10 protein-coding genes are annotated in these 12999 nt (G+C 65.1%); 5 read left to right on the top strand and 5 right to left on the bottom strand.

What is annotated here, in order from left to right:
• Positions 1-42: 42 nt before the first annotated feature.
• A complete protein-coding gene (locus ACVWYP_RS33440) occupies positions 43-849 on the top strand; it encodes an SDR family NAD(P)-dependent oxidoreductase (RefSeq protein WP_304496260.1) in 807 nt (268 codons plus the stop codon).
• Positions 850-1097: 248 nt separating this feature from the next.
• On the opposite strand, the gene ACVWYP_RS33435 is transcribed toward ACVWYP_RS33440, so the two are convergent.
• The gene (locus ACVWYP_RS33435; RefSeq protein ID WP_304496259.1) at positions 1098-1799 is read right to left on the bottom strand and encodes a molybdate ABC transporter substrate-binding protein; all 702 of its coding nucleotides are present in this window, start codon (positions 1797-1799) and stop codon (positions 1098-1100) included.
• 39 nt (positions 1800-1838) lie between these two features.
• Positions 1839-2759: a tripartite tricarboxylate transporter substrate-binding protein gene (locus tag ACVWYP_RS33430; RefSeq protein ID WP_439711211.1), complete on the bottom strand. Its 921-nt coding sequence runs from the start codon at positions 2757-2759 to the stop codon at positions 1839-1841.
• A 205-nt stretch (positions 2760-2964) separates the two neighbouring features.
• Between ACVWYP_RS33430 and ACVWYP_RS33425 the strand changes: the two genes are divergently transcribed.
• From ACVWYP_RS33425 to ACVWYP_RS33415, 3 genes are all read left to right on the top strand, one after another.
• Positions 2965-4035, top strand: a complete 1071-nt coding sequence (locus ACVWYP_RS33425) for an ABC transporter substrate-binding protein (protein WP_304496257.1) — start codon at positions 2965-2967, stop codon at positions 4033-4035.
• 125 nt (positions 4036-4160) lie between these two features.
• Positions 4161-6260, top strand: coding sequence for a molybdopterin oxidoreductase family protein (locus ACVWYP_RS33420; protein ID WP_304496256.1), 2100 nt, complete (start codon positions 4161-4163; stop codon positions 6258-6260).
• 80 nt (positions 6261-6340) lie between these two features.
• A complete protein-coding gene (locus ACVWYP_RS33415) occupies positions 6341-7120 on the top strand; it encodes an enoyl-CoA hydratase/isomerase family protein (protein WP_304496255.1) in 780 nt (259 codons plus the stop codon).
• A 203-nt stretch (positions 7121-7323) separates the two neighbouring features.
• Here ACVWYP_RS33415 and ACVWYP_RS33410 read toward each other — a convergent pair whose 3' ends face one another.
• The 3 genes from ACVWYP_RS33410 to ACVWYP_RS33400 form a co-directional block, all read right to left on the bottom strand.
• Positions 7324-7752 carry a GlcG/HbpS family heme-binding protein gene (locus ACVWYP_RS33410; RefSeq protein ID WP_028343121.1) on the bottom strand — a complete coding sequence of 143 codons (429 nt, stop codon included), beginning with the start codon at positions 7750-7752 and terminating at the stop codon, positions 7324-7326.
• Positions 7745-10723: an FAD-binding and (Fe-S)-binding domain-containing protein gene (locus ACVWYP_RS33405; RefSeq protein WP_304500344.1), complete on the bottom strand. Its 2979-nt coding sequence runs from the start codon at positions 10721-10723 to the stop codon at positions 7745-7747. Before ACVWYP_RS33405 ends, ACVWYP_RS33410 begins: the two co-directional genes overlap by 8 nt.
• A 132-nt stretch (positions 10724-10855) precedes the next feature.
• A complete protein-coding gene (locus ACVWYP_RS33400) occupies positions 10856-11608 on the bottom strand; it encodes a GntR family transcriptional regulator (protein WP_304496254.1) in 753 nt (250 codons plus the stop codon).
• Positions 11609-11740: 132 nt separating this feature from the next.
• Here ACVWYP_RS33400 and ACVWYP_RS33395 point away from each other — a divergent pair, with 132 nt between their 5' ends.
• Positions 11741-12943, top strand: a complete 1203-nt coding sequence (locus tag ACVWYP_RS33395) for a pyridoxal-phosphate-dependent aminotransferase family protein (RefSeq protein WP_304496253.1) — start codon at positions 11741-11743, stop codon at positions 12941-12943.
• Positions 12944-12999: the final 56 nt, after the last annotated feature.

Raw genomic sequence — 12999 nt, 5'->3', positions numbered from 1 at the left:
AAGTGTTGCATTCCGGCATGCGTCGCCGAAGGGAGGATTCACGTGACCGACTATCGCAAGCTATTCGATCTCACCGGCAAGACCGCCGTCGTGCTGGGAGCGGCCTCAGGAATCGGCAAATCCTCGGCCGAAGCGCTGGCGTCGCTCGGCGCGCGCGTGCTCTGCGCCGATCGAGCGCAAGAGGGCGCGGAGGCAACGGCCGCTGCGATCCGGCAGCAGGGCGGATCGGCAACATCAGCCAGCTGCGATGCGGCCGATCGTGCCGGCGTCGAGGCGCTGGCGGCGAAGGCGCTCGCGGAATTTCAGCGGATCGACATCGCGGTGACGACGCCGGGGCTGAATATCCGCAAGACCATCCTCGATTACACCGAGGAGGATCTCGACCGCGTCATCAACCTCAACGTCAAGGGCACGGTCTGGTTCTTCCAGGCGTTCGGCCGCATCATGGTCGAGCAGCACGGCGGCAGCCTGATTGCATGTTCCTCGGTGCGTGCCGTGACCATCGAGCCGGGGCTTGCAGTCTATGGATCGACCAAGGCGGCGATCGGCCTTCTGGTCAAGGGCTTCGCGTCCGAGGTTGGCCGATCCGGCGTCCGCGTCAATGCGATCGCGCCGAGCATCGCGGAGACCGCATTGACCGGTCCGTTCAAGCAGCGGCCCGATATCTACAACCTCTATGCCGGCCATACCGTGTTCAATCGCTGGAGCAGCGCCGACGAGGTCGCGACCGCCGTCGCCTACCTTGCATCGGATGCGGCGAGCTATGTCAGCGGCAGCACGCTGTTCGTCGATGGCGGCTGGACCGCGGTTGATGGACCGCCGACGGGGCTCACGCAGCTGGCAGGCTAAAGGCGCGCCGAAATTGGGTCGAACAGCGACCGCGGCAGCGCTGTGCTCCCTCGCCCCGTTCTTACGGGGAGAGGGTTGGGGTGAGGGGCTCTCTCCGCGTATTCGGAGATAGCTGCATTTGCGGAGAGTCCCCCTCACCCGGAACGCATCTAACGATGCGTTCCGACCGCTCCCCGCACGCGGGGCGAGGTGAAGCGGAGTCCGCCGTTCGATTCAACGTAAAGTCATCCCGCACTGGGTGGCAGTGTCTACGACGAGACAAAGCCAGCCTGGCTGCGTAGCTCAGACGTTTCCGGCGACGTCAGCAGCGCGATCAGGCGTTGCGCCTGCGATGCCGACGATGCCTGCGTCGGGATCGCAGCCGTATACATCGTCGCGAGCCCGCATTCCGACGGCAAGGCGCCCGACAGCACGACGCCAATGGTGCTGATGATCTCGGTCGATTGCGTGCAACCGATCGGCCGCCGGTCTCTGGACTCCGCCAGATGCCGCATCGCGGTCGCGCCGTTCGGAAAGATTCTTAGTCGATCCGCGACGACATCAGCAATGCCGAGCTGCGCGAGCACCTTGGCGACATGAATTCCGGCGGTCGATGCCTTGGTATCGGGCACGAAGATTGCGTCCGCGGCGAGCAATGCCGCGCGCAGGCTGGCCGCGTCGTCGGCGCCGACCGACGGATCGCCGGCCCGGACGGCAAGGGCGGTTTCCACGCGGCCGATGTCCGTGATCGAGCTGCGCAAAACCAGCCCTTCGTCGGCCAGCTTTGCGATCAGGGCAGCGGTCAGGATGACGATGTCGGTCGGTACGCCGGCGCGCAATTTGTCGGCCATGGCGCCGACCGCGCCAAAATCACCGGAGATGCCCAGGCCGGTATCGGCTTCAAACGCGGGTGCGAGGCTGCGCACCAGGCCCTGTGCCGCCCCGCCACTCAGGATGTTCAAGGTCTTCATGCGCCCTGTTCCTTCGCTCGCGGACTCGCCGCTGCGTGCTCATTGGGGCTTGTCCAATCTCTTGACGACGTCTGCCCACTTCACGATATCGGCGCGCAGGAATTTGTCGAACGCCTCCGGCGTCATGGTCATCGCCGCCGCGCCTTGCGCGGCCCAGAGCTTCTCGACGTCTGGCCGCCTGATCGCCGCATTCACCGCCGCGTTGAGCTTGTCGATGATTGGCTTCGGCGTGCCCGCCGGGGCCATCAGGCCGAGCCAGATTGTTGCCTCATAGCCGGACACGCCCGCCTCGATCACGGTCGGAACGTTGGACAGCACCGTCGAACGAATCTTGCCGGTCGTTGCGAGCGCTCGCACCTGGTTTTCGGCGACATTCGGCGCCATCGCCGGAACGGCATCGATCATCATCTGGACCTGGCCGCCGATGACGCCGCCGCGGGCTTCGCCGCTGTTGCGGTAGGGCACGTGCACGACGTCGATCCCCGCCATGGCTTTGAACAACTCGCCCGCCATGTGATACGGCGTGCCCTGACCTGACGACGCATAGTTCAGCTTTCCGGGCTGGGCCTTTGCGAGCGCGATGAACTCCTGCAAGGTCTTTGCCTGCACGGCGGGGTGGACCACGATCACGAGATCCGAAGTGTTCAAGGACGCGATCGGCGTCAGGTCGCGCATCAACGCATAGTTGCGCTGCGGTACCAGCGATTCGTTTGCAGTCTGGGTGTTCGACATCATCAGAAGGGTGTAGCCGTCGGCAGGCGCCTTTGCGACCTCGAGCGTGCCGATCACGCCGCCGGCGCCGGTGCGGTTTTCCACCACGAAGGGCTGGCCGAGGCTTTCCTGCAAGATGCCGCCGACTTGTCGCGCGACGACGTCGGCCGGACCGCCGGGACCAAAGGGAACGATGATCCTGACCGGCCGCGCAGGATACTCTTCGGCCTCAGCATATGAGCCTGACATGGACACGGTCAGCAACGCCGCGACAAACACCAAGGCGTATCGCAGGCTCGCCATTGACTGAATCCCCCAACTTTAGTCTTGTTTCTTGATCAGAAGTCTAGCTGCAACTTGAAGCTTCTGTCGACGACAGACTCCGTTTTCGCGCATCGGAATAAGAGCGGGAGGACGGTGTACTCAAACTTCGCCATCGCGTGCGGGGAATCATATGAGGAAACATCCTGGGCTATCGCGCCGTGACATGCTGAAGGGCTCGGGCGGGATGCTGGCTGGGGCGGCCCTTTCAACGCGCGTGATGGCCGCCGCGCCACCTGCGGAACCGGTGACGCCGACGTTGATCGAGGCGGCGAAGAAAGAGGGGCAGGTCGTCTATTACACCTCGACCGATCTGCCGGTTGCCGAGAAGCTGGCAAGGGCATTTGAAGCCAAATATCCCGATATCACCGTGCGCGTCGAACGCACCGGTGCGGAGCGTGTGTTCCAGCGGGTCGGCCAGGAATATTCCAGCAACATTCATGCCGTCGACGTCGTGAATTCCTCCGACGCCGCACATTTCATCGTGTGGAAGCGCGACGGCATTCTCGCGTCCTATGTTCCGGAGGAGGTCGCAAAATACTATCCTGAGGAGCATCGCGACGCGGACGGGCAATTCGCAAGCTTCCGGGTCTGGTTGTCGATCATTGCCTACAACACCAATCTCGTGAAGGCCGAGGAGGCGCCCCAGAGCTTTGCCGATCTGCTGGATCCGAAATGGAAGGGCAAGATCGTCAAGGCGCATCCCGGCTATAGCGGCACCATCATGACCGCAACCTATCAGATGCAGCGCGATCTCGGCTGGAGCTTCTTCGAGAAGCTCGCCAAGCAGAACATCATGCAGGTGCAGTCCTCGACGGATCCACCCAAGAAGCTCGATCTCGGCGAGCGCGCCGTCATGGCCGACGGCAACGAATACAACATCTTCCAGATGAAGGAGGCCGGCCGCCCGGTCGAGCCGGTCTACGCCACCGAGGGGTCGCCGATCATCGTCGGCCCCAACGGGATCTTCAAGGACTGTCCGCACCCGAATGCCGCCAGGCTGTTTCAGTCCTTCGCGCTCGGGCGTGAGGGCCAGCAGCTCAATGTCGAGATCGGCGGCCTCAGATCCGTCCACGCGCAGGCCAAGGAGAAGGCTGGACGCAGGCCGCTAAAGGACATCAAGACGATGAAGGACGATCCGGTGGCGGTGGAGCGGGAAGGGGAATCGATCAAATCGCATTATACCCGCATCTTCCGAGTCTGATGGGACAGCTCAGACCAATAACTGACCGTCCGGGCGCCTGCCGCATGGCACGTGCCCGGATTTCGCGCGAGCTGGGTCAATAATGCCCCTCGGCGGAGGCGGCGTTTGATGTTACCAATTTGGCCATGAACCAGCATGCCAAGGTCGACATCCGCCATTCCACCTGTCCGCACGACTGCCCCTCGGCATGTGCGCTCGACGTCGAGGTGATCGAGGGACGCTCGATCGGTCGAGTCAGGGGCTCCAAACAGCAGACCTATACGGCCGGCGTGGTCTGCGCCAAGGTGGCGCGCTATGCCGAGCGGATTCATCACGCCGAGCGGCTGATGTATCCGCTGCGCCGGACCGGGCCGAAGGGCTCCGGCCAGTTCGCGCGGATCTCCTGGGACGAGGCGCTGGACGAGATCGCGGCGCGCTTCGACGCGGCCGAGCGGGAATTCGGCGCCGAGTCGGTCTGGCCTTACTATTACGCCGGCACCATGGGGCTGGTGATGCGCGACGGCCTCAACCGGCTGTCGCATGTGAAGAAATATTCGCGCTTCTACGGCACGATATGCGCAACCATCGCGCGCATCGGCTTTGCCGCCGGGACCGGCAAGATCGCCGGCGTCGATCCGCGCGAGATGGGCGTCTCCGACCTCGTCGTGATCTGGGGCACCAATCCGGTGAACACCCAAGTCAATGTGATGACGCATGCATCCCGCGCGCGCAAGGAGCGCGGCGCGAAGATTGCGGCGGTCGACGTCTACAACAACGAGACCATGAAGCAGGCCGACATCAAGATCCTGCTGCGGCCGGGGACGGATGGCGCGTTCGCCTGCGCCGTGATGCATGTGCTGTTCCGCGAGGGATTTGCCGATCGCGATTATCTTGCGCGCTATACAGACTGCCCGGACGAGCTGGAGGCGCATCTGAAGACCCGTACGCCGGAATGGGCCTCGGCGATCTCGGGCGTGCCGGTCGAGGAGATCGAGGCGTTCGCGCGGCTGGTCGGACAGACCAAGCGCTCGTTCTTCCGTCTTGGCTACGGCTTCACCCGCAGCCGCAACGGCGCCGCCCAGATGCACGCTGCGTCGTGCATTCCCGCCGTGACCGGCGCCTGGCAGTATGAGGGCGGCGGCGCGTTCTTCAACAATGCCGCAATCTGGCGCTTCGACGAGTCGATCATCGAAGGCCATGACGCGATCGATCCCTCGACGCGCGTGCTTGATCAGTCCAAGATCGGCAGCATCCTGACCGGAGATCCCGAAGCGCTGCGCGGCGGCGGGCCGGTCAAAGCGATGCTGATCCAGAACACCAACCCAATGACGGTTGCGCCCGAGCAGGCGCTGGTGCGCCAGGGCTTTGCCCGCGAGGATCTGTTCGTCGCGGTGCACGAGCAGTTCATGACCGAGACGGCCCAGATGGCCGATATCGTGCTGCCGGCGACGATGTTCATGGAGCACGACGATCTCTATTACGGCGGCGGCCATCAGCACATCTCGGTCGGCCCGAAGCTGATCGATCCGCCCGGCGAGTGCCGTTCCAATCACGAGGTGATGCAGGGGCTCGGCCGCCGCCTCAACGCCGTACATCCCGGCTTCGACATGACGCCGCGCCAGCTGATCGATGCAACCTTGAAGAAGAGTGGCCACGGCACGATCGAGGCGCTGGAGGCCGACATTTGGCGCGACCTGCAGCCCGATTTCCGCACGTCGCATTACCTCGACGGCTTTGCCCATTCCGACAAGAAGTTCCACTTCAAGGTCGACTGGGGCAAGGTCCCCGTCGGGGCCGGCGGGCTGATGGGCGCGTGGGACAAGATGCCCTCGCTGCCCGACCACTGGACCATTATCGAGGAGGCGGACGCGCAGCATCCGTTCCGGCTCGCGACGTCGCCCTCACGCAGCTTCCTCAACACCAGCTTCAACGAGACGCCGTCGTCGCAGGCCCGCGAGGGCGCGCCGACCGTGATGATCCATCCCGAGGATGCGGCTGATCTCTCGATCGCCGACGGTGACGCGGTGACGCTCGGTAACATGCGCGGCGAGACCACGCTGACCGCAATGCTGTTCGACGGCGTTCGCCGCGGCGTGCTGATCGCCGAGTCGATCCATCCGAACAAGTCCCACATCGGCGGGCGCGGCATCAACATGCTGACCGGGGCGGAGGCCGTCGCACCGCTCGGCGGCGCCGCGTTCCACGACAACAAGGTCTGGATCCGGAAGGCATCGGCCGCCGCATAAATCCTGCTTGCAGTCGGCGCCGATCCTGCCGCAAATGTCGGCTGACAATGGCACATTGGCCAAGAAAACAGGCAGGAAACATGACCGACAACAGCGTTCTTCTCGAAAAGCGCGGGCAGGCGTTCTGGATCACCATCAACCGCCCGGACAAGCGCAACGCGCTCAATGCCGGTGTGATCGCGGGCATCGCCAAGGGCTATCGCGAAGCGCATGACGACAGGGACGTGCGCGTCATCGTGCTGACCGGCGCGGGCGACAAGGCGTTCTGCGCCGGCGCCGACCTGCAGAACAGCGGCGCGGCCTTCTCGATGGATTTCTCGCGCCCCAATGTCGACTATGCCGACCTGCTGCGGCTGTCGCAGAGCGCGACCAAGCCCGCGATCGCGCGGGTCGGCGGCGTCTGCATGGCCGGCGGCATGGGCCTGTTGTGCATGACCGACATGGCGGTGGCTGCCGATGGCGTGATCTTCGGTCTGCCCGAGGTGAAGGTCGGCGTGTTTCCGATGCAGGTGCTGAGTCTGCTGCAATCGATCGCCCCGCCGCGCCTGGTCAACGAATGGGCGCTGACCGGCGAACCGTTCGATGCCAAGGCTGCCCAGGCCGCGGGCCTGCTCAACTATGTGGTGCCGGCTGCCGAGCTCGACGCCAAGGTCGATTGGCTGATCGGCCGCATCGTCGACAAGTCGCCGACGGCGATCCGTCGCGGCAAATACGCGATGCGGGCGATCGCCTCGATGTCGTTCGATGAAAGCATCGCCTACACCGAAAGCCAGATCGCGCTGCTCGCGATGACCGAGGATGCCAAGGAAGGCCTCAAGGCCTTCGGCGAGAAGCGCAAGCCGACCTGGACCGGCCGCTGAGCACTTCGCTTCACCTCGCCCCGCGTGCGGGGAGAGGTCGGAACGCATCGTCAGATGCGTTCCCGGTGAGGGGGAGTCTCCGCGAGCGCAGCTGTCACCGTCTACGCGGAGATTGCCGCTCACCCCAACCCTCTCCCCCGTAAGAACGGGGCGAGGGAGCACAGTCCCGTCTCGGTCGCTATTCGACCTGAACTGACCGCACTCTAGCCCGCGTTGGGCTTCAGGCCGGCGGCTTCGATGCCGGCCACGGCGCAGATCTCGTCATTGTCCGAGGTGTCGCCGCTGACGCCGACGGCGCCGAGCAGGGTCGTACCGTCCATGATCAGGACGCCGCCGGGGACCGGCACCATCCGGCCCTGCGCCAGCGTGTTCACGGCGTCGACGAAATAGGCCTGCTCCTGCGCGCGCTGAAACAGCGCCCGCGATCCCATCCCGAGCGCCAGCGCGCCATAGGCCTTGCCATGGGCGATCTCGGCCCGCATCAGACTGGTGCCGTCCTGTGCCGCGGTCACCTTCACCGCGCCGCGCGCGTCGAGGATGGTGACGACCAGCGGCTTGAACTTCTTCTCGACCCCCTTGGCCAGCGCGGCATCCAGAATCTTGCGGGCAATTTCGAGAGTGAGCTCAGCCATGGGCCTCTTCCTTTGTCGGTAACAATCTGTCGGAATTCGATTTCGCACGTTTCAGGCTCATCGCCAATACGCTGGCGACATGCAGCGGCGTTCGCCCGCTGCCGTCCTTGATCTGATGCCGGCATGAGGTCCCGTCGGCCACGATCAGCGTGTCCTGATCGGCGCTGCGGACCGCGGGCAGCAGCGACAGCTCGGCCATCTCGATCGAGGCCTGATAGGTGTCGGCACCATAGCCGAACGCGCCGGCCATGCCGCAGCAGCTCGACTCGATGGTCTTGACGTCGAGGCCCGGCACCAGGCGCAGCACCTTCTCCACCGGCTTGAACGCGCCGAAGGACTTTTGGTGGCAATGGCCGTGCACGACGGCCTTGCCGGCGACCGCGCCGAGCGGCAAGGCGAGGCGCCCGGCCTCGGCCTCGCGCACCAGAAATTCCTCGAACAGCAGCGCGTGGGCGCTGACGGTCTTGGCGGCCTCATCCGAGCGCAGCGACAGCAGCTCGTCGCGCAACGTGAGAAGGCAGCTCGGCTCCAAGCCAATGATTGGCACGCCGCGGGCCGCGAACGGGACGTAGGTCGCAACCAGCCGGTCGAGCTCGGCGCGGGCCTGCTCCACCAGTCCGGCCGACAGGAACGTTCGCCCGCAGCACGGCGGCCGCCCGCCGTCCGACGGCCTCGGCAGATGCACGCGATAACCGCCGGCGACCAGCACCTCGATCGCCGCGTCGAGATTCTCGCGCTCGTAGCCGCGGTTGAACGTATCGGCGAACAGCACCACTTCGCGGCCATCCACCGGGCCCAGCGCCTCGGCGTCGAGCCGGAACGTGTCGCTGCGAAATTCCGGCAGCGCGCGCTTGGCGCTGATCCCGGCGAGTTTCTCGAACAGCGCGCGCAGCAGCGGGCTGCGGTTGCGCCAGTTGGCGATCGGAGCAAAGCGCGAGGCGAGATCGACATAGCGCGGCAGGTAGCCGACCAGCCGGTCGCGCAGCGACAGACCGTGCGTCGCCGCGCGCGCGGCCAGCACCTCGATCTTCATCTTGGCCATGTCGACGCCGGTCGGGCATTCATGGCGGCAGGCCTTGCAGGAGACGCAGAGCTTCAGCGTCTCCATCATCTCGTCGGAGGCGAGCGCGTCCGGACCGAGCTGGCCCGAGATCGCCAGCCGCAGCGTATTGGCGCGGCCGCGGGTAACGTCTTTCTCGTTGCGCGTCGCCCGATAGGACGGGCACATCACGCCGCCTTCGAGCTTGCGGCAGGCGCCGTTGTTGTTGCACATCTCGACGGCGCCCTGGAAACCGCCGCCGGCGCCGGGAAAGGCCGACCAGTCCAGCATCGTCCTCAGGTCGCCGACGCGATAATCCGGCGCGAAGCGGAACAGCGAACGGTCGTCCATCTTGGGCGGATCGACGATCTTGCCCGGGTTGAGCGTGTTGCCGGGATCGAAGCGCTGCTTGACCTCGCGGAAATCGGCCACGATGCGCTGCCCGAACATCGCTTCGTGGAATTCCGAGCGCACCAGGCCGTCGCCGTGCTCGCCGGAATGCGAGCCCTTGTATTCGCGCACCATCGCGAAGGCTTCCTCGGCAATGGCGCGCATTGCCTTGACGTCCTTCTCGAGCTTGAGATTGAGCACCGGGCGCACATGCAGGCAGCCTTCGGAGGCATGCGCATACATCGTGCCGCGGGTGCCGTGCCTGGCGAACACGGCGTTGAGCCGTTCGGTATAGTCGGCAAGATGCGGCAGCGGTACCGCGCAGTCCTCGACGAACGAGACCGGCTTGCCCTCCTGCTTCATCGACATCATGACGTTGAGGCCGGCCGCGCGGAAATCGGCGATGCCGGTTTGCAGCGCGGGCTCGACGATCTCGACCACGCCGCCCCATTTGCGCTGCGGCTTGTCCCAGCCGAAGCCGAGGTCGGCCATCAACTCGCCGAGTTGCTTGAGGCGGGCGAGATTGTCGGCCTGGTCCTCTTCGGCGAACTCGACCACCAGGATGGCATCCGGATCGCCGCGCACGGCTGCCGAGATGATCGGCTGGAACATCGCGATGTCGCGGCCGAGCGCGATCATGGTGCGATCGACCAGCTCCACAGCGATCGGCCGCAGCTTGACCAGATGCTGGGCCGCGTCCATCGCCTCGTAGAAGCTGCCGAAATGGCAGACGCCGAGCGCCTTGTTTCGGATGACCGGCCACAGCTTCAGCTCGACCTGCGTCGTGAAGGCCAGCGTCCCTTCCGAGCCGACCAACAGATGCGCCAGATTGTTCGGCGCGTTGCGCGGCACCAGCGCGTCGAGGTTATAGCCGCCGACGCGACGCTGCACCTTGGGGAACTTGTTCGCGATCTCGAGCGCCTCGCGCTCGCCGAGATCGAGCATGTCGCGAAACAGCTTCAGTCCGCTGTCGGACGAATTGACCTGCGTCAGGTCGCGCGGCACCTCGCCGAAATGCAGCAGCGTGCCGTCGGCGAGCGCGGCATCCATCGACAGCGTATTGTCGCGCATCGTGCCGTAGCGCAGCGAGCGGCCGCCGCAGGAATTGTTGCCGGCCATGCCGCCGATCGTGGCGCGCGAGGCGGTGGAGACGTCGACCGGAAACCACAGCCCGTGCTTCCTGAGTTGCCGGTTGAGGTCGTCGAGCACGATGCCGGGCTCGACCACGCAGGTCCGATTCTCGACGTCGAGCGAGAGGATCCGGTTCAGGTGCTTGGACAGGTCGACGACGATGCCGTCATTGACGGTCTGGCCGCATTGCGAGGTGCCACCGCCGCGCGGGGTGACGATCCGCCCGGCGTCGCGAATGATCGCCAGCGCCCGCAGCGCCTCGTCGACGGTTCGCGGCACCACCACGCCGGCCGGCATGATCTGGTAGAACGAGGCGTCGGTCGCGTAGCGGCCGCGGTTGAAGGCGTCGAAAAACACGTCGCCGGTCAGTTCGGACCGCAGGCGCTGTTCGAGCGAGGAGGCGTTCTTCATCCCAGATCCGATGTGATCCATGACGCGACCGTGGCTGCTCATGGATTATGCATTCTCTCGACGTGAGAATTACATTATGAATTCATAATGGGCAAGGATAGCTGCCCTCCAGCCATCCTTGTGCCGACCCCTTTAATCGTTCTGGGGCGTCGTCTCCAGGCCGCAGTCCGGCCCCTCCGCGAGGTGATCGATGGCGGCGGCCCGCTTGTTGCGCAGGTGCTGGAACAGGATGTCGCTGAGCTCGCTTGCCGCGCGCCGGCGCAGCGCATCGAGGATCGCCTCGTGCTCGCGCATCGCCTCGGCCCAGCGCTGCCGCTTGCGGGCAAAATTGGCGGAATAGCGGACACGGCGGATGCGGCCGGCGAAGTTGGCGTAGGTGGCCTTCAGCGTCTCGTTGCGCGCGGCCGCAACGATGCTTTCGTGGATTTGCTGGTTGGTCTGGAAATAGCCGTGCATGTCGCGGTGCAGATAATGGCCGTACATCTCGTAATGCAGCCGCTCGATCGCGACGATTTCCTCATCGGTGATCACTTCGCAGGCCAGTCGTCCGGCCAGGCTCTCGAGCCCGGCCATCACGTCGAACAGTTCCTCGAGGTCGCGTGGGCTGAGCCGGCGCACCCGCGCGCCGCGGTTGGGCAAGAGCTCGATCAGGCCCTCGGCGGCCAGCACCTTGAGCGCTTCACGCAGCGGCGTCCTGGAAATGCCCAGCATCTCGCAGAGCTGCCGCTCTGGAACGCGGGCGCCCTCGGGAATGTTGCCTTCCACCACATAGTCGCGGAGCCGCAGCAGGATCTCGCCGTGAAGTGAGGCCTCCTGGCGGTCGCTGCCATTGTCGGCGGCGGGCGGGCTGATCGGAACCCCGGCTTCGGGAATCGCGGATTTCATATTCTGAACAATAATTTGCCGGCGCGGTCGCGTCGATGTTTTCAATCGAATACCAAAATTGGATTGAAAAGACAAAAAATGAATGCAAAATAGTTTGCCGAGGAGCCGAAATCCGGCGATTGGGAGGTTCTCATGCATCAAGGGCGCCATTTCCTGCAGATTCCAGGGCCGAGTCCGGTCCCGGATCGCATTCTTCGCGCGATGGACATGCCGGTCATCGACCACCGCAGCGCCGAATTCGCCGCGCTCGGCCGGGCCGTGCTCGAAGGCAGCCAGAAGGTGTTTCAGACCAAAGGGCCGGTGGTGATCTTCCCGTCGTCCGGGACCGGCGCCTGGGAGGCCGCCATCGTCAACACGCTGTCGCCCGGCGACAAGGTCCTGATGGTCGAGACCGGCCACTTCGCCACCCTGTGGCGGCGGATGGCCGGCCGCTTCGGCATCGAGGTGGATTTCATGCCCGGCGACTGGCGCCGCGGCGCCGACCCCGCCCAGATCGAGGCAAGGCTTGCCGCCGACACGGCGCACAGCATCAAGGCGGTGATGGTCGTCCACAACGAGACCTCGACCGGCGCGACCAGCCGGATCGCGGATATCCGTGCCGCGATCGACCGCACCTCGCATCCGGCGCTCCTGATGGTCGACACCATTTCCTCGCTGGGCTCGGTCGATTACCGGCACGACGAGTGGAAAGTCGACGTCAGCGTCAGCTGCTCGCAGAAGGGCTTCATGCTGCCGCCCGGCCTCGGCTTCAACGCGATCTCGGACAAGGCGCGCGCCGCGGCGCGTACCAACCGGATGCCGCGCTCCTATTTCGACTGGGAGGAAATGCTGAAGCCGAACGCCAAGGGCTTCTTCCCCTATACGCCGGCGACGAACCTGCTCTACGGGCTGCGCGAGGCCATCGCGATGCTGCTGGAGGAGGGGCTCGACAACGTGTTCGCCCGTCATCAGCGGCTCGCCGCTGCGACGCGCGCCGCCGTCAATCAATGGGGGCTCGAGGTGCTGTGCCAGGAGCCCTTGGAATTCTCGCCGGTGCTGACCGCGGTGATGATGCCGCCCGGCCATGATGCCGATCAGTTCCGCAAGGTCGTGCTCGACAATTTCAACATGTCGCTCGGTGCCGGCCTGTCGAAGGTCGCGGGCAAGGTGTTTCGCATCGGTCATCTCGGCGAGTGCAACGAGCTGACGCTGCTTGGCGCGCTGACCGGCGTCGAGATGGGGCTGTCGGTCGCCGGCGTCCCGCATCGCCCGGGCGGCGTCGAGGCCGCGATGCGGCTTCTCGAGCAGCGCGACCAGCGCAACGCGTCGTCGCATCTGAAGGTGGTCAGCACTTAAAGCGTTTTCGAGCGAAGTGGACGCCGGTTCGCGTGAAGAAAACGCGTCAACAAAAA

It is taken from the genome of Bradyrhizobium sp. USDA 3262 (genome assembly GCF_054060035.1).
Note: the sequence above shows the minus strand (reverse complement) of the source record. Positions and strands in the feature narration are given on the sequence as shown.